15 protein-coding genes are annotated in these 16,690 nt (G+C 51.8%); 7 read left to right on the top strand and 8 right to left on the bottom strand.

Annotation, left to right across the window (positions count from 1 at the left end):
• Positions 1-24 precede the first annotated feature (24 nt).
• The 3 genes from pyrH to rpsB all read right to left on the bottom strand — a co-directional run bounded on the left by pyrH (position 25) and on the right by rpsB (position 2,614).
• Positions 25-750, bottom strand: a complete 726-nt coding sequence (gene pyrH / locus BM427_RS14810) for a UMP kinase (RefSeq protein WP_090122653.1) — start codon at positions 748-750, stop codon at positions 25-27.
• 146 nt (positions 751-896) lie between these two features.
• Positions 897-1,748 (bottom strand): translation elongation factor Ts, encoded by an 852-nt coding sequence (gene tsf, locus BM427_RS14805; RefSeq protein ID WP_090122651.1) that lies wholly within the window; start codon positions 1,746-1,748, stop codon positions 897-899.
• Positions 1,749-1,888: 140 nt separating this feature from the next.
• Positions 1,889-2,614 carry a 30S ribosomal protein S2 gene (gene rpsB / locus BM427_RS14800; RefSeq protein ID WP_090122649.1) on the bottom strand — a complete coding sequence of 242 codons (726 nt, stop codon included), beginning with the start codon at positions 2,612-2,614 and terminating at the stop codon, positions 1,889-1,891.
• 309 nt (positions 2,615-2,923) lie between these two features.
• Between rpsB and map the strand changes: the two genes are divergently transcribed.
• The 4 genes from map (at position 2,924) to BM427_RS14780 (ending at position 7,914) form a co-directional block, all read left to right on the top strand.
• The gene (gene map / locus BM427_RS14795; protein WP_090122647.1) at positions 2,924-3,715 is read left to right on the top strand and encodes a type I methionyl aminopeptidase; all 792 of its coding nucleotides are present in this window, start codon (positions 2,924-2,926) and stop codon (positions 3,713-3,715) included.
• Between the two features lie 155 nt (positions 3,716-3,870).
• Positions 3,871-6,546: a bifunctional uridylyltransferase/uridylyl-removing protein GlnD gene (gene glnD / locus BM427_RS14790; RefSeq protein WP_090122645.1), complete on the top strand. Its 2,676-nt coding sequence runs from the start codon at positions 3,871-3,873 to the stop codon at positions 6,544-6,546.
• Positions 6,547-6,578: 32 nt separating this feature from the next.
• Positions 6,579-7,403, top strand: a complete 825-nt coding sequence (gene dapD / locus BM427_RS14785) for a 2,3,4,5-tetrahydropyridine-2,6-dicarboxylate N-succinyltransferase (RefSeq protein ID WP_043954944.1) — start codon at positions 6,579-6,581, stop codon at positions 7,401-7,403.
• A 121-nt stretch (positions 7,404-7,524) separates the two neighbouring features.
• On the top strand, positions 7,525-7,914 hold the full coding sequence (locus tag BM427_RS14780) for a DUF3461 family protein (protein ID WP_090122642.1): 390 nt from the start codon (positions 7,525-7,527) through the stop codon (positions 7,912-7,914).
• A gap of 42 nt (positions 7,915-7,956) precedes the next feature.
• Here the strand turns inward: BM427_RS14780 and cdaR are convergent, their stop codons facing one another.
• The 3 genes from cdaR to dgt form a co-directional block, all read right to left on the bottom strand.
• Positions 7,957-9,114 carry a DNA-binding transcriptional regulator CdaR gene (gene cdaR, locus BM427_RS14775; RefSeq protein WP_090122639.1) on the bottom strand — a complete coding sequence of 386 codons (1,158 nt, stop codon included), beginning with the start codon at positions 9,112-9,114 and terminating at the stop codon, positions 7,957-7,959.
• A 159-nt stretch (positions 9,115-9,273) separates the two neighbouring features.
• Positions 9,274-10,707 (bottom strand): serine endoprotease DegP, encoded by a 1,434-nt coding sequence (gene degP, locus BM427_RS14770; protein ID WP_090122637.1) that lies wholly within the window; start codon positions 10,705-10,707, stop codon positions 9,274-9,276.
• Between the two features lie 135 nt (positions 10,708-10,842).
• Entirely contained in the window at positions 10,843-12,357 is a 1,515-nt protein-coding gene (gene dgt / locus BM427_RS14760) for a dGTPase (RefSeq protein ID WP_090122635.1), read from the bottom strand.
• 107 nt (positions 12,358-12,464) lie between these two features.
• Between dgt and mtnN the strand changes: the two genes are divergently transcribed.
• The 3 genes from mtnN to BM427_RS14745 are packed head-to-tail and all read left to right on the top strand — an operon-like array spanning position 12,465 to position 14,594.
• The gene (gene mtnN, locus BM427_RS14755) at positions 12,465-13,163 is read left to right on the top strand and encodes a 5'-methylthioadenosine/S-adenosylhomocysteine nucleosidase (RefSeq protein WP_090122633.1); all 699 of its coding nucleotides are present in this window, start codon (positions 12,465-12,467) and stop codon (positions 13,161-13,163) included.
• Positions 13,156-13,956: a vitamin B12 ABC transporter substrate-binding protein BtuF gene (gene btuF, locus BM427_RS14750; protein ID WP_090122631.1), complete on the top strand. Its 801-nt coding sequence runs from the start codon at positions 13,156-13,158 to the stop codon at positions 13,954-13,956. Before mtnN ends, btuF begins: the two co-directional genes overlap by 8 nt.
• A gap of 14 nt (positions 13,957-13,970) precedes the next feature.
• Positions 13,971-14,594: a TRIC cation channel family protein gene (locus BM427_RS14745; protein ID WP_090122629.1), complete on the top strand. Its 624-nt coding sequence runs from the start codon at positions 13,971-13,973 to the stop codon at positions 14,592-14,594.
• Positions 14,595-14,722: 128 nt separating this feature from the next.
• Here BM427_RS14745 and erpA read toward each other — a convergent pair whose 3' ends face one another.
• Positions 14,723-15,067 (bottom strand): iron-sulfur cluster insertion protein ErpA, encoded by a 345-nt coding sequence (gene erpA / locus BM427_RS14740; protein WP_007373210.1) that lies wholly within the window; start codon positions 15,065-15,067, stop codon positions 14,723-14,725.
• A gap of 82 nt (positions 15,068-15,149) precedes the next feature.
• Positions 15,150-16,556 carry a H(+)/Cl(-) exchange transporter ClcA gene (gene clcA, locus BM427_RS14735; RefSeq protein ID WP_090122627.1) on the bottom strand — a complete coding sequence of 469 codons (1,407 nt, stop codon included), beginning with the start codon at positions 16,554-16,556 and terminating at the stop codon, positions 15,150-15,152.
• Positions 16,557-16,690: the final 134 nt, after the last annotated feature.

Genomic DNA, 16,690 nt, shown 5'->3' with positions numbered 1-16,690 from the left:
ACCTTTATTTATTGCTTACGGGAATTACTCCGTAATCAATGTGCCTTCTTTTTCGCCCATGACAACGCGACGTAACGCTCCAGGTTTATTCATGTTAAATACGCGAATAGGCAATTTGTGGTCGCGAGCCAGCGTAAAGGCTGCCAGATCCATCACTTTCAGTTCTTTGTCCAGCACTTCGGTATAGGTCAGTTGCTCACACAGGGTGGCTGTCGGATCCTGTACCGGATCGGCTGTGTACACACCGTCAACTTTCGTTGCTTTCAATACCACATCGGCCTCGATTTCGATGCCGCGCAGACACGCTGCGGAATCGGTGGTGAAGAACGGGTTACCGGTACCTGCACTAAAAATCACAACGCGATTATTACGCAACAAGCTGATCGCTTCTGCCCAACTGTAATTATCACAGACGCCATTCAGCGGAAAAGCAGACATTAAACGCGCGTTCACATAGGCACGATGTAACGCATCACGCATTGCAAGGCCATTCATAACCGTCGCCAGCATACCCATATGGTCGCCCACAACACGGTTCATCCCCGCTTTCGCCAGACCCGCCCCACGGAACAGGTTACCACCGCCAATCACTACGCCAACCTGAATACCCAGTTCAACCAGCTCTTTAATTTCCTGCGCCATACGGTCGAGAATACTTGCGTCGATACCGAAGCCTTCTGCTCCCTGGAGCGCTTCGCCGCTAAGCTTAAGCAGAATGCGTTTGTAGACGGGTTTTGCATTGGTAGCCATGATTCTTTCCTGAGACTGTCAACAATTGGACGGGTTTAATACTGGCGTATGATACGTCGCCTGCCAGCGCAAACACTAGTGTGCTGGCTGATTTTCAGATGAAGGACATAAAAAGAAGCCGCCCTCAGGCGGCTCCTTTTTTATGATTAAGACTGCTTGGACATGGCAGCGACTTCTGCTGCGAAGTCAGTCTCAACTTTCTCGATGCCTTCACCCACTTCGAAGCGAATGAAGCCAGTCACGTCAGCGTTATGCTCTTTCAGCAGTTGACCAACGGTTTTGCTCGGCTCCATAACGAAAGGCTGACCAGTCAGAGAAACTTCGCCGGTGAATTTCTTCATGCGGCCTTCAACCATTTTCTCTGCGATTTCTTTCGGCTTGCCAGACTGCATGGCGATATCCAACTGAACCTGGTACTCTTTTTCTACCACTTCAGGGGACACGTCTTCCGGCTTAACGAATTCCGGCTTGCTTGCAGCGATGTGCATGGCCAGCTGTTTAACCAACTCTTCGTCAGCATTTTTAGCCGCAACCAGAACACCGATGCGCGCGCCGTGCTGGTAAGAGCCCAGAACATCACCTTCCAGAGAAGATACGCGACGGATGTTGATGTTCTCACCGATTTTAGCAACCAGTGCTACACGCTCTTCTTCGAACTGTGCTTTCAGAGCTTCAACGTCAGTGATTTTGCCAGCAACAGCTGCGTCCAGAACTTTGTTCGCAAATGCCTGGAAACCGCCATCTTTAGCAACGAAGTCAGTCTGGCAGTTAACTTCCAGAATGATGCCGTAGGTGCCGTCGATTTTAGTGATGATCACGCCATCAGCAGCAACGTTGCCTGCTTTTTTCGCCGCTTTGATCGCACCAGATTTACGCATGTTCTCGATCGCCAGCTCGATGTCGCCATTCGCTTCAGTCAGCGCTTTTTTGCAATCCATCATGCCTGCGCCAGTACGTTCGCGCAGCTCTTTTACCAGGGATGCGGTAATTTCAGCCATTCTTTAATCCTCGGGAGAGATATGACCTGCACGGTTACAGGAACCAAACAGGCTTAAAAGTGAAAAAGGGGGCCATAAACAGGCCCCCTAACCAAACTCGGTACTACCTGCTCAATAAGGGGCTCAGAGAGCGTGCCTTATTATTCAGCTTCTACGAAGCTTTCTTCCGCCTGAGTAGCCAGATCCGAAGAACGGCCTTCACGAACGGTAGCAGCAACGGCATTCAGGTACAGGCTAACAGCACGGATTGCGTCATCGTTACCCGGGATAACGAAGTCAACGCCGTCCGGATCGGAGTTGGTATCAACGATAGCAAATACTGGAATACCCAAGTTGTTTGCTTCTTTGATTGCGATGTGCTCGTGGTCAGCGTCGATAACAAACAGAGCGTCCGGCAGACCGCCCATGTCTTTGATACCGCCCAGGCTGTTTTCCAGCTTGTCCAGTTCACGAGTGCGCATCAGCGCTTCTTTTTTGGTCAGCTTGTCGAAGGTACCGTCCTGAGACTGAGTTTCCAGGTCTTTCAGACGTTTGATGGACTGACGAACGGTTTTCCAGTTAGTCAGCATACCGCCCAGCCAACGATGGTTCACGAAGAACTGGTCGCAGTTCAGAGCAGCGTCTTTCACCGCTTCGCTTGCAGCGCGTTTAGTACCAACGAACAGAATTTTGCCTTTACGGGAAGCAATTTTGTTCAGCTCAGCCAGAGCTTCGTTGAACATCGGTACAGTTTTCTCAAGGTTGATGATGTGAACTTTGTTACGAGAACCGAAGATGAACGGCTTCATTTTCGGGTTCCAGTAACGGGTCTGGTGACCAAAGTGAACACCAGCCTTGAGCATATCGCGCATGGAAACAGTTGCCATGATTAAAACCTCTATATAAAAGTTGGGGTTATGCCTCCACGTATCCCATATTACCGACCCCGAAGGGCACCCCGGAATATGTGCCGATACGTGTGTGTTATTACACAAAGTGAGATTTGTGGCTCACGTCCCAAAAAACAGGAACGAAGTCCGGCGCGCTTTATACCACAAAATGCGGCAGGAAACCAATAGTTGTTGACGCAGCGTGCTGTTACCGATTCTCAATTTGGCACAAGCCGCGCCTGACTGTTACCATTGATAGCACTAACCTGGTATAGTCGAAAAATTCGACGCTGACGGACTCAATCCATGGCTATCTCTATTAAAACTCCTGAAGAAATTGAAAAAATGCGCGTCGCCGGCCGTCTCGCCGCCGAAGTGCTCGAAATGATCGAACCGCACATTAAACCGGGCGTCACCACTGGCGAGCTGGATCGCATCTGCAACGACTACATCGTTAACGAGCAGCATGCGATCTCCGCCTGCCTCGGTTATCACGGTTTCCCGAAATCCGTATGCATCTCTATTAATGAAGTGGTTTGCCACGGCATTCCGGATGACGAAAAACACCTGAAAGATGGCGATATCGTCAATATCGACGTGACCGTCATCAAAGACGAATATCACGGCGACACGTCTAAAATGTTTATTGTCGGCAAACCAACCATACTGGGCGAGCGCCTGTGCCACGTCACCCAAGAGAGCCTTTACCTGGCACTGCGCATGGTGAAACCGGGTATCCGTCTGCGTACGCTGGGCGCCGCAATCCAAAAATACGTTGAAGCACAGGGCTTTTCTGTGGTGCGAGAATATTGCGGTCACGGTATTGGCCGTGTCTTTCACGAAGAGCCGCAGGTTCTGCACTATGATGCAGACGACGGCGGCGTTATATTGCAGGCTGGTATGACTTTCACGATTGAACCGATGGTCAATGCTGGTGATTACCGTATTCGCACCATGAAAGATGGCTGGACGGTAAAAACCAAAGACCGCAGCCTGTCGGCGCAATATGAACATACCATCGTAGTGACAGAAACCGGCTGTGAGATCCTGACACTGCGTAAAGATGACACCATCAACGCAGCGCTGACTGCCGCCTAAGTTGGCGCACTTAAGCTACCTCAACGGTCCGCTCTGTGGGCCGTTTTTTTTTGCCTTTTTTCCGTCAGCGTCATAGATATAAACGACTTTTCATTTCTTACCATCTCTTTTAATTTGTCTCTACATAACCCCGTATGCCGAATGGGTGGCGATAAATGAGTAATCTCTCTTCCGAACAGTTTGTCAGTACAGTACAACCCACCCTCCCAGGCCAGCCGGCCTATCCTGGTACCTGGCCCCAGGACGAATTGCTGTGCGCCAGTATTAAAGCGCACATTGATACCTTTCAGCAGTGGCTGGGACACGTTTTCGACGCGGGCATTTCCGCGGAACAACTGATTGAAGCCCGCACCGAATTTATCGATCAACTTTTGCAGCGCTTGTGGCTGGAGTATGGTTTCGGTGAAGTCGGCGATATCGCACTGGTTGCGGTAGGCGGTTACGGTCGGGGTGAATTGCACCCCTTATCGGATATCGATCTGCTGATACTCAGTCGTAGCAAGCTACCTGATGAACAGGCACAGAAGATCGGCGAACTCCTGACACTCCTGTGGGATGTGAAACTGGAAGTCGGCCATAGCGTGCGCACGCTAAATGAGTGTTTGCAGGAGGGTTTATCGGATCTCACTGTCGCCACGAACCTGATTGAATCGCGGCTGCTAATTGGCGATGTCGCACTGTTCCTGGAACTGCAAAAGCACATCTTTAGCGATGATTTCTGGCCTTCCGAAACCTTCTTCCCGGCCAAAGTAGTGGAGCAAAATGAACGCCACCAGCGCTATCACGGCACCAGCTATAATCTTGAGCCGGATATAAAAAGTAGCCCCGGCGGGCTGCGCGACATCCATACATTGCAGTGGGTTGCTCGCCGTCATTTTGGCGCAACATCGCTGGATGAAATGGTCGGTTTCGGCTTTTTGACCGAAGCCGAACGCAATGAGCTGAATGAGTGTTTGCATCTGTTGTGGAGGATCCGCTTTGCGCTGCATCTGGAGCTAAATCGCTACGACAATCGTCTGCTTTTTGATCGGCAGCTCAGCGTTGCCCAACGTCTGAATTACGTGGGCGAAGGTAATCAGCCAGTTGAGCATATGATGAAAGATTTCTTCCGCGTCACGCGCCGCGTCGGCGAACTGAATCAGATGCTGCTGCAACTCTTTGACGAAGCCATTCTGGCGTTGACTGCTGATGAAAAGCCCCGCGCAATTGATGATGAGTTCCAGTTGCGCGGTACACTGATCGACCTGCGCGATGAGACGCTGTTCATTCGTGAGCCGCAGGCGATTTTGCGCATGTTTTATATCATGGTACGCAACAGCACTATTACCGGGATCTACTCCACCACACTGCGCCATCTGCGACACGCGCGTCGCCATCTGACACAGCCGCTGTGCTATATCCCGGAAGCGCGCTCAATTTTCCTCAGCATGCTTCGCCACCCCGGCGCGGTCAGCCGCGGGCTGCTGCCGATGCACCGCCACAGCGTACTGTGGGCTTATATGCCGCAGTGGTCGCACATTGTGGGTCAGATGCAGTTTGACCTGTTCCACGCTTATACGGTGGACGAACATACCATCCGTGTGCTGCTGAAACTGGAGAGCTTCGGCAAAGAAGAGACACGCAATAAACACCCCTTATGCGTGGAGCTCTGGCCTCGCCTGACGCACCCGGAGCTGATACTGATTGCCGCTTTGTTCCATGATATCGCCAAAGGTCGTGGCGGCGATCACTCGGTGCTCGGCGCGCAGGATGTATTGAAGTTTTCGGAATTACACGGGCTGAACTCACGGGAAACCCAGCTCGTCGCGTGGCTGGTACGCCATCACTTGCTGATGTCGGTCACCGCCCAGCGCCGCGATATTCAGGATCCGGAAGTGATCAAACAGTTTGCCGAAGAGGTGCAAACGGAGAACCGCCTGCGCTTTCTTGTTTGCCTGACCGTCGCAGACATTTGCGCCACCAATGAAACACTGTGGAATAGCTGGAAACAGAGCCTGTTGCGCGAACTCTATTTCGCCACCGAAAAACAGCTGCGCCGCGGCATGCAAAACACGCCAGATATGCGCGAACGTGTACGCCACCATCAGTTGCAGGCACTGGCGCTGTTGCGGATGGACAATATTGATGAAGAACAATTGCATCAGATCTGGGCACGCTGCCGCGCTAACTATTTTGTTCGCCACAGCCCAAATCAGCTTGCCTGGCATGCGCGACACTTATTGCAGCACGATCTGAGCAAACCGATGATCCTGCTGAGCCCGCAAGCAACGCGCGGCGGTACCGAGATCTTTATCTGGAGCCCAGATAGGCCGTATCTGTTTGCCGCCGTCTGCGCCGAACTCGACAGACGCAACCTCAGCGTCCATGACGCGCAAATCTTTACTACGCGCGACGGCATGGCGATGGATACCTTCATTGTATTAGAGCCGGATGGCAGCCCGCTCTCCGCCGATCGTCACGATGCTATCTGCTTCGGGCTGGAGCAGGCAATTACCCAGCGCAGCTGGCAGCCGCCGCAACCGCGTCGCCAGCCAGCTAAACTACGCCACTTTACTGTGGATACTGAGGTGAATTTCCTGCCGACACACACCGACAGAAAATCGTTCCTGGAACTGATTGCTCTTGATCAGCCAGGCTTGCTGGCGCGGGTCGGTCAGGTGTTCGCGGATCTGGGAATTTCGCTTCATGGTGCCAGAATTACAACCATTGGTGAGCGAGTAGAAGATTTATTCATAATCGCAACTGCCGACCGGCGTGGCCTTAATAATGCGCTACAAAAGGAGGTACAACAACGGTTGACAGAGGCCCTCAATCCAAACGATAAAGGGTGATTGATTTTTTACACTGATGGAAAGAGTAAACAATGCAGCAGTTACAGAACGTTATTGAAGCGGCTTTCGAGCGTCGCGCAGAGATCACCCCGGCAAATGTAGATACCGTAACTCGTGAAGCGGTAAATCAGGTTATTGCCCTGCTCGATTCCGGCGCACTGCGTGTCGCAGAAAAAATCGAAGGCCAGTGGGTCACTCATCAATGGCTGAAAAAGGCCGTTCTGCTCTCTTTTCGCATTAACGATAACCAGGTTATCGACGGTGCAGAAAGCCGTTACTTCGATAAAGTACCGATGAAATTTGCCGATTATGACGAAGCGCGCTTCCAGAAAGAAGGTTTCCGCGTGGTTCCACCAGCAGCGGTTCGTCAGGGCGCATTCATTGCCCGCAATACTGTGCTGATGCCGTCTTACGTGAACATCGGCGCATACGTTGATGAAGGTACTATGGTGGACACCTGGGCGACCGTAGGTTCCTGCGCGCAGATTGGTAAGAATGTTCACCTCTCTGGCGGCGTCGGTATTGGTGGTGTTCTGGAGCCATTACAGGCAAACCCGACTATTATTGAAGATAACTGCTTTATCGGTGCGCGTTCAGAAGTAGTGGAAGGCGTTATCGTTGAAGAAGGTTCAGTTATCTCGATGGGCGTTTATATCGGCCAGAGCACGCGAATTTACGATCGTGAAACTGGCGAAGTGCATTATGGTCGTGTACCGGCTGGCTCCGTGGTTGTTTCAGGCAACCTGCCATCAAAAGATGGTAAATACAGCCTGTATTGCGCTGTAATCGTGAAAAAAGTTGATGCCAAAACCCGTGGCAAAGTAGGTATTAACGAACTGCTGCGCACTATCGACTAAGTCTTTCCCTCTCCCTGTTTGGGAGAGGGTGATATATCCCGCCTTTTTTGCATTTTCATGTGGCAAAAATAGATTTTTTCGTTAATTATTCATAGGTTATGTTGAGCTTAAGGGTACCGCTATGTACGATAATCTGAAAAGTTTAGGCATCACCAATCCTGATGAAATCGATCGCTATAGCCTCCGCCAGGAAGCAAACAACGATATTCTGAAAATCTATTTTCATAAGGACAAAGGCGAGTTTTTTGCAAAAAGCGTCAAATTCAAATATCCCCGCCAGCGTAAAACAGTCGTCGCCGACGGTATAGGACAGGGCTATAAAGAAGTGCAGGAGATCAGTCCTAACCTGCGCTATGTGATTGATGAGCTGGATCAAATCTGCCAGCGCGATCGCACAGAAGTCGATCTGAAACGTAAGATCCTTGACGATCTGCGCCATCTTGAAAGCGTAGTGACCAATAAGATTAATGAAATCGAATCCGATCTTGAGAAGCTGACCCGCAATAAATAAATCTATTTCGCCGGGTGGAGCCTCCCCTCACCCGGCAAAATATCAGTGTTGTTCGTCCAGTTGCAGCGCCACGTACAGCAGCAACCTGTCATCGAAATTGCCTAAATCAAGGCCCGTCAGTTCAGAGATACGATTAAGACGATATTCCAGCGTGTTTCGGTGAATAAACAGCGCTTTCGATGTTGCCAGCGGTTGCACATTGTGACGAAACCAGGCCGCCAGCGTACGGCGCAGTAACCCGTTGTTGTCCATCGCTTTTAAACGAGACAATGGACGCGCCAGTTCATTAGCCTGCCAGCCGCCACGCAAACTATCGAGCAGCACCGGTAGCATTAAATCCTGGTAAAAATAACTTCGGTTTTCCGGCATACGCTGTTTGCCCACCATCATGGTAGTACGCGCCGTGCGATACGATCGGGCAATACTGCCCGAACCGGTGAAATAGTTGCCCAGCGCGACACGAAAGCGCAACTGGCCATTCTCTTTCATGCGGGTAATCAACTGTTCTACACGTTTGCGGTGATCCTCCGCATCCCATCGACCAAACTGATTAAGCGCCGGTTTCAGCACGACCATTTCAGTCAGCGAGACAATCGCAATCAGGTTGTTGCGTTCCGGTGTCGTCAGCGCATTTTGCAGTTGTTGTAACTCAGCCATTGCGCTATCCACACCCAACTGGCCGCTGTCCACTTCCACCACCGCAACGACACGCGGCTGATTTAAATCTATGCCGAGGCGCTGCGCCCACTCAGTTAACGCCGGTGTGTGTTCTTCAGCCTGGATCAGATTCATCACCAGTTCTTCACGCAGGCGACTATCCTGCGCCAGCAGATGCATCAGACGAGACTGTTCCAGCATCATTTCGGCAGTCATACAGACGAGTTCGCCATATTTGCGTAACGTTTCCGGCTCGCCGGTCAGACCGATAACGCCAACAATTTCGCCTTCAAGACGTAGCGGCAAGTTAATGCCCTGACGTACGCCATGCAGATGGCGGGCGACCGCATCGTCAATATCGACAACACGCCCCTGGGAGAGAACCAATAGTGCACCTTCGTGCAATTCACCAATTCGTTCACGATCGCCACTACCAATGATGCGACCACGTGCATCCATGACATTAATGTTCGTATCGATGATGCGCATCGTCCGCGCTACGATATCCTGTGCCATTTTAGTATCAAGGTGCCAGCCAGCCATGTAACCCTCCCCTGTGCAGAGCACAAGCATATGGGAGAAAGTCCTGGCAATCACTGTGCAAATGCACAAAGCAACATTCGGAAGTATGGAGTTGTGGAAGGCTTCACAAAACGGGAGGAGGGCCCTCTTCCCCGACATGGAGGAAGAGGGTCTGGTAGGTTACTGCATCAACAGGTAGATTGAAGTATCACCACGCTGAATATTCAACGCCAGTACAGAAGGTTTGCTGTCGAAAATTTTGCGCAACTCGGCGATATTTTTGACTGGCTGCTGGTTAACGCCAACAATGACATCACCTTTTTTCAGGCCAATCTGCGCCGCCTGGGAGTTGGCTTTCACCGAATTCACCACCACGCCACCATCTTTGCCTTTATTGCTCATTTCAGCGCCATTAATTCCGCTGAAAATAGTGCTGGAATCAACCTGATTCTGGCTGCTCTGTTGCAGCTCCAGCGTAATATTCACCGGTTTGCCATCACGCAACATGCCCAGTTCAACTTTACTACCAATTGGCATTGAACCCACTTCAGCACGCAGTGCGGCAAAACTGCTGATAGCCTTGCCGTTAAGCGAAGTAATCACGTCGCCTGCTTTCACCCCTGCTTTCGCGGCGGCAGAATTCGGCATAACCTGGCTGACAAACGCCCCACGCTGCGCATCAACTTTCATCGCTTTCGCCAGCTCAGAGTTCAGCTCGGTGCCCATAATACCCAGTTCACCACGGCGAACCTGACCGAACTGAACCATTTGTTCAGTGAGGTTTTTCACCATATTACTTGGGATAGCGAAGCCGATACCGATATTGCCGCCATCTGGCGCAAGGATCGCGGTGTTGATACCGATCAGCTCGCCGTTCAGGTTCACCAGCGCACCGCCTGAGTTCCCACGGTTAATCGCCGCATCGGTCTGGATAAAGTTTTCATAGTTTTCTGCATTCAGGCCACTACGGCCCAACGCAGAAACAATCCCTGAGGTCACGGTTTCACCCAGACCGAACGGGTTACCAATCGCCACAGTGTAATCGCCAACACGCAGCGCATCAGAGTCAGCAATCTTAATCGCCGTCAGGTTTTTCGGATCCTGAATTTGAATCAGCGCAATATCAGAACGCGGATCTTTACCCACTACTTTGGCATCAAATTTGCGCCCATCGCTCAGTTGTACCTTGATAGTATTCGCGTTTTCCACGACGTGATTGTTAGTCACGACATAGCCTTTCGCTGCGTCAATAATGACCCCGGAACCCAACGCCATAAATTTCTGCTGCTGGCTGTCGCCACCACCCTGCTCCCCCTGTCCGCCCTGGCAGAACGGAGAGCCCTGGAACGGTGATCCATCCTGGCAGAACGGTGAATTATCACCGAAGAACTGCTGGAAGTTGCGCGGCATACGCGGTGTGTTTACCTTGGTGGTGCCTTCAACATTGATACTCACGACCGATGGCATAACTTTTTCCAGCATCGGCGCGAGGCTTGGCATTTGCTGCGATGTGATGGTTGAGGATGCCGTTTCCGCTGCCATAGCCGACAGAGGTGACAGCGCTAAACTTAAACTCAGAGCCAATGCACTCATTGCTAACGTGGTTTTTTTCATGTCTCTCAATCTCATTACCAATTAATTCAAACTGCTGTGTATGTATCACTCAGAGTCAATTTATAGCCTGAAGTTCAAGAATCAAGTGTCCGGAAAAAGTAAAAATTTATTGGTGGTCTTTACAATTCAAAGACGTTATTCCACGGCCATCATCCGTCTATATTCATCCCATGAATAGAGATCTGTCATACCGCTAATATAGTCCTGAATTAATCGACAACGGTGATAATACTCCAGCACTGGATATGTCAAAGCATCAGGCGATAATTTTCTGACCGCTTCGACATATGCGAGCCGATGGCGCGTCGAAAGTTTATGAAACAGGCGCGATTCAATCGGGAAGCGACGCAAACTTTCTTTTTCAACTAGCTCGGTAAAATCCGCCAGTGATAATTGCAACAATGGGCGGTAAATTTCCAGCAGCCCATTAATCACGCGATACCCTTGTAATTCCAGTTGCTCGACGTCCGGGTGACTGAATACCTTTTTAATGGCAACATTTTTATATAATTCAAGTAACTGGCTGAAGTCACTATCATCCTCCAGTAAAGCATGGTTAAATTCTCCGCTGAAAATTCTCGGCAGATTATCGATAAACCGTTGCGCTGCGTAGGGCACCAGTTTATTCAGCGTGTTAACACGCAAATACATGAAGAACTGATCTTCTGCACCGCGGCTCATGGAATTAACGCGGGATTTGTCCCACGCATTTTCGACAACCTGAGCAAACAACGAACCTTTTTCATGTTGGCCCCAGGCATCATAAAGATGCTGATAAAGTTGCTCGGCAGTGAAAATACGTTTCTCAACGGCATCTTCCAGATCGGCAACGCAGTAAGAGATATCGTCGGCTGCCTCCATTATCCACGTCAAAGGAAAGCGGCTGTAAATATCAAGATCTAATTCTTTACGTAAGCGCGCAACATACGCCTCCTCGGAAAAATAATAACCCGGTTTTTTCATTAAATAACTGTGCGAATCTGGCGGTTCTCCCACCCACCACGCCGGACGGGTATATTTTAAAATACACCCCACTTGCGCCCAGGTCAGATTCATTCGCATTAATGTATGCACCAGACGAATGCCCTGCGCATTACCTTCGAAATGACTTAAATCGTGACGTACCTTGCAGCGCAGCGCGTTAAGTTCATCTTCCCCTTCGCGCAAACGTAATGCCACAACTTCGCAGCGATCGTCAGATGATGGTTGTCCGACAGCATCATCAGGTGACAAACGCTGGCGGAACCAGTCATTAATGGCCGCTTCACCAAAATGACCGAATGGCGGGTTGCCAATATCGTGCATCAGACAGGCCATTTCGACGATGCTCTCGAAGGGTCCGGTCAGCTCATCCAGGCCATAAGTTTCCAGCAGATGTTGCTCTTTCAGACGGCTGAGGATCTCTTTAGCGATATAACGCCCCACTTGCTGTACTTCCAGCGAATGCGTCAAGCGCGTACGAACCGCCGCATTTCGCTCCAGCGGAAAAACCTGGGTTTTTTGCTGCAAGCGCCGGATAGCAGGAGAGTTGATGATCCGCCCGCGATCGCTTTCAAAAATACGCAGAATTTCACGTTCGGTTTTCACCCCCTGAGGCGAACGATAACGGCGGTGCCAGTTTATCTTGTTGCGAAAATCGATCTCTGCCATTTCCTCTCCTGTCCGAAGCGTCACGGGATATCATTACAATCCTGTATGCCATGATAGACTATGCCCTGGAAACGTAATTCTGTCCTATCACATTAGCGAGTATCTCCATGAAAATTGGCATTATTGGTGCAATGGAAGAAGAAGTTACGCTGCTGCGTGACAAAATCGAAAACCGTCAAACGCTCAACGTTGGCGGCAGCGAAATCTACACCGGTACGCTGAATGGCACAGACATCGCCCTGCTGAAATCAGGTATTGGCAAGGTTGCCGCGGCGATGGGCGCGACCCTGCTGCTGGAACGTTGCCAGCCGGACGTGATTATTAATACTGGTTCCGCTGGTGGCCTTGCACCGACGCTGAAAGTGGGCGATATCGTGGTGTCTGACGAGGCGCGTTATCATGATGCCGATGTCACCGCATTCGGTTATGAGTATGGTCAGCTTCCGGGCTGCCCGGCCGGGTTTAAAGCCGATGACAAACTCATTGCTGCGGCAGAAGCCTGCATTAGTGAGCTGGATCTGCATGCTGTGCGCGGGCTGATTGTCAGCGGCGATGCCTTTATTAACGGTTCTGCGAGCCTGGCGAAAATCCGTCATAACTTCCCGCAGGCGATTGCCGTAGAAATGGAAGCTACCGCTATTGCGCACGTTTGCCACAACTATGGCATTCCGTTTGTTGTTGTGCGCGCCATCTCGGACGTTGCCGATCAACAGTCTCATCTCAGCTTTGATGAATTTTTGGCTGTGGCGGCGAAGCAGTCCAGTCTGATGGTTGAAACTCTGGTGCAGAAACTGGCTCGTGGTTAATCACTTTTCCAGGGTGCTTGCTGCCCTGCTTGTTCTGATACCGGCGTGGTTGTTCGCCACGCCGCGCGTCATTTCTCTCTCCCCGGCCAATACAGAACTTGCATTTGCCGCAGGCATCACTCCTGTAGCCGTCAGCAGCTATTCTGATTACCCCTCTGCAGCGGCAAAAATTGAGCAGGTCGCCAGTTGGCAAGGCATCAACCTCGAACGCATCGTCGCGCTGAAGCCCGATCTGGTTCTGGCATGGCGCGGCGGCAATACGGAACGTCAGGTCAACCAGCTAAAACAGTTCGGTATCACCGTCATGTGGGTGGATAACATTAGCATTGAGCAGGTGGCGGATACACTGCATAAGCTGGCTCCCTACAGCCCAAGGCCGCAACTGGCAGAACACGCGGCTCAACATCTGCTTGACGAATACCAGATGCTAAAATCCCGCTATGCCAGCCAGCCCAAGAAACGGGTCTTTCTGCAATTTGGCGCACAACCACTGTTTACCAGCGGAAAAGGATCAATTCAGAACGAGGTCCTGGAGCTTTGCGGCGGGGTGAATATTTTCGCTGCCAGCCGCGTGCCGTGGCCGCAGGTAAGCCGTGAACAGGTGCTTGCGCGTCAGCCGCAGGCGATTGTTGTGGCGGGAGAACCGGACGAAATTCCCAAAATCGAACAGTTCTGGCAAAAACAGCTGAATGTACCGATTATTTCTCTGCATGGTGACTGGTTTGAACGGGCAAGCCCGCGTATTATCCTTGCCGCTCAACAACTCTGTACTGCCCTGGCGCAGGTGAAATAACGGGGGAATCAACCATGCTGGTTTACTGGCTGGATATTATTGGCACCGCCGTATTTGCGATCTCGGGCGTTTTGCTGGCCGGGAAATTACGCATGGATCCCTTCGGCGTGCTGGTACTTGGCGTCGTGACAGCGGTCGGCGGCGGGACCATCCGCGATATGGCATTGGCGCACGGGCCGGTATTCTGGGTAAAAGATCCAACCGATCTCGTCGTCGCCATGGTGACCTGTATGCTGACAATTATGCTGGTGCGCCAGCCCAGGCGTTTGCCCAAATGGATCCTGCCGGTACTGGATGCGGTGGGATTAGCGGTTTTTGTCGGTATTGGTGTCAACAAAGCGTTTATCGCCGACACCGGCCCCCTTATCGCTATCTGTATGGGCGTATTGACCGGCGTTGGCGGCGGGATTATTCGCGATGTACTGGCGCGCGAAGTGCCGATGATCCTGCGCACCGAAATCTACGCGACGGCCTGTATTGCCGGGGGGATTGTTCACGCCACAGCGTTTTACTTCTTTGCCATACCGCTGGAAACCGCCAGTATGCTGGGCATGGTGGTGACGCTGGTTATTCGCCTGGCAGCAATTCGCTGGCACCTGAAGTTACCGACCTTTGCGCTGGATGATTCCGGGCGCTGATCGGCAGCCCTAATTAGCATGACGCGACATTATATTCATGCCCGGGGCCAAGGAGAAGCACATCAGAATCGGTGAAAATAAAAAGCCGCGTCGATAAACGCGGCTTTTCTACAGGCAACAGATGCTTCTCAGATGCTGAAAGAGGAACCACAGCCACAGGTGCTGGTCGCGTTCGGGTTGGTTACCACGAAACGGGAACCTTCCAGGCCTTCGGTATAATCTACCGAGCCGCCTACCAGATATTGCAGGCTCATTGGATCAACCACCAGGCCAACGCCCTGTTTCTCAATGGTCATATCACCATCATTGATTTGATCGTCAAAGGTAAAACCGTACTGGAAGCCGCTGCAACCACCACCGGTGATGTAGACACGCAGCTTCAGATTCGGGTTATCTTCGTCCGCAATCAGGTTCTTTACTTTGTTGGCTGCTGCGTCGGTAAACTCCAGCGGCAGCGCTACGTCATCACTCATGTCTTGCTCCCAATTGATACTGCGATCTGGGCAAATATTAACCCGATCCTTTCGGCTATTATCCAGTATGCAACTAAATCGTTCAAGTATTCTCCCGCGCCATATGGCAATCCGCGCTGGCAGATTGCCTGGCAAGCGTACGTGCCAGAATAGCCGAATAGAGCGGTTTACCACCAAGAAACTGCGCTAACAGTGTCGCACCAAGGCAGGTAATGATCATTGGCAATATAAGCTGATAATTGTCTGTCATTTCCAGAACCAGCACGATCCCGGTCAGCGGTGCGCGTAACGACGCCGCCAGTAATGCCCCCATGCCAGCAATGGCAAACGTCCCGGCATCTAGCTGATAATGCGGGAAGAGCATCGCGCTCGCGCTGCCGAACGCCATTCCCAGAACCGTGCCCAGCGCCAGCATCGGCGCGAAAATCCCCCCCGGCGCGCCGGAACTAAAACAGAGCAAGGTAGTGACAACGCGGGCAAGGAAAATGAACAACAGCATGCCCACAGTATAATTACCCGCCGTCGCTATCGGGATTAGGGCAAAACCACCGCCGGAAAGCGCAGGTGTAACCAGCCCCAAAACACCGCTCGCGCCGCCAACGATGCCACCAATCAACACCCACTTCCCGGTCTGCCCGCCATGAAGCCGCTGAAACAGATCCTGAGTACGCAGCACTAAAGCATTAAACAGTGGCCCGACACAACCAAACACCATCCCCAACAGCAGATAGAGCCACAACGTGTTCACTGGCGCATTGCTGAGTTTGCCGACATCGATCACCGCCGCCTCGCCGTTAAATAACCGGAACACAATGCTCGACATAATCACGCCGGTAAACACCGCTTTAATCGAGATCAGGTTATAGTGAAACTGCGAACGCATCTCTTCAATGATGAACAGGATCCCCGCCAGCGGTGCGTTAAAGGCTGCTGAAAGCCCTGCCGCTGCACCGGTCGCCAGCAACGTATGGCGGGCTTCACCGCTGCGCAGGCGAAATAGATCGCCCATCATTCGTCCGATATTGCCACCTATCTGCACCGTCGGCCCTTCACGCCCCAGTACCATACCCGCTCCCAGCGTTCCCATGCCGCCGATGAATTTCACCGGCAGCACGCGCCACCAGCGCACCGGGCGTAATTCTTCCAGCGCGCCTTCAATTTCAGGGATACCGGAACCGCCCGCCTCCGGTGCAAAGCGCCGCACCAGCCAGTAGCCAATCATCGCCAGGCACGCTGAACCAATAAACGCCAGCGGCCAGACCAGCACACTGTTCGCCACCTGCCCCAGCGCACCGATACGCGCGTTCAACACCGCGTTGACCGCTTTATCAAACGCCACACCAACCAAACCCGTCAGCGCACCGGCTATTGCAGCCACCACTAAAATTGCCAGCGGCGTTTTATCGCGTTGCAACATCTGACGCACGATATTCCGCCGGCGGCGCAACTCAACTTGTTGTTGTTCGAATGAAGGAGTCTCTGCTTGCATCTGATTTTCTATAGATCGTACAAAAGAGGTATTGTAACCAGCGACTGCCGCCACGTCGCGGGGGAATGTCCTGCAAAATATGTCATTTCACCGGGGCAAAACTTTCATAACATTCTCGTAATCACATAGAATGA

Origin of the sequence: Kosakonia arachidis, from assembly GCF_900116535.1 — a bacterium.
GTDB classification, from domain to species: domain Bacteria; phylum Pseudomonadota; class Gammaproteobacteria; order Enterobacterales; family Enterobacteriaceae; genus Kosakonia; species Kosakonia arachidis.
This window is presented reverse-complemented; position numbering and strand designations above follow the sequence as displayed.

Coding starts and splice junctions, on each gene's coding strand:
- pyrH (WP_090122653.1), bottom strand. CDS start 750: ATGGCTACCAATGCAAAACCCGTCTACAAACGCATTCTGCTTAAGCTT.
- tsf (WP_090122651.1), bottom strand. CDS start 1,748: ATGGCTGAAATTACCGCATCCCTGGTAAAAGAGCTGCGCGAACGTACT.
- rpsB (WP_090122649.1), bottom strand. CDS start 2,614: ATGGCAACTGTTTCCATGCGCGATATGCTCAAGGCTGGTGTTCACTTT.
- map (WP_090122647.1), top strand. CDS start 2,924: ATGGCTATCTCTATTAAAACTCCTGAAGAAATTGAAAAAATGCGCGTC.
- glnD (WP_090122645.1), top strand. CDS start 3,871: ATGAGTAATCTCTCTTCCGAACAGTTTGTCAGTACAGTACAACCCACC.
- dapD (WP_043954944.1), top strand. CDS start 6,579: ATGCAGCAGTTACAGAACGTTATTGAAGCGGCTTTCGAGCGTCGCGCA.
- BM427_RS14780 (WP_090122642.1), top strand. CDS start 7,525: ATGTACGATAATCTGAAAAGTTTAGGCATCACCAATCCTGATGAAATC.
- cdaR (WP_090122639.1), bottom strand. CDS start 9,114: ATGGCTGGCTGGCACCTTGATACTAAAATGGCACAGGATATCGTAGCG.
- degP (WP_090122637.1), bottom strand. CDS start 10,707: ATGAAAAAAACCACGTTAGCAATGAGTGCATTGGCTCTGAGTTTAAGT.
- dgt (WP_090122635.1), bottom strand. CDS start 12,357: ATGGCAGAGATCGATTTTCGCAACAAGATAAACTGGCACCGCCGTTAT.
- mtnN (WP_090122633.1), top strand. CDS start 12,465: ATGAAAATTGGCATTATTGGTGCAATGGAAGAAGAAGTTACGCTGCTG.
- BM427_RS14745 (WP_090122629.1), top strand. CDS start 13,971: ATGCTGGTTTACTGGCTGGATATTATTGGCACCGCCGTATTTGCGATC.
- erpA (WP_007373210.1), bottom strand. CDS start 15,067: ATGAGTGATGACGTAGCGCTGCCGCTGGAGTTTACCGACGCAGCAGCC.
- clcA (WP_090122627.1), bottom strand. CDS start 16,556: ATGCAAGCAGAGACTCCTTCATTCGAACAACAACAAGTTGAGTTGCGC.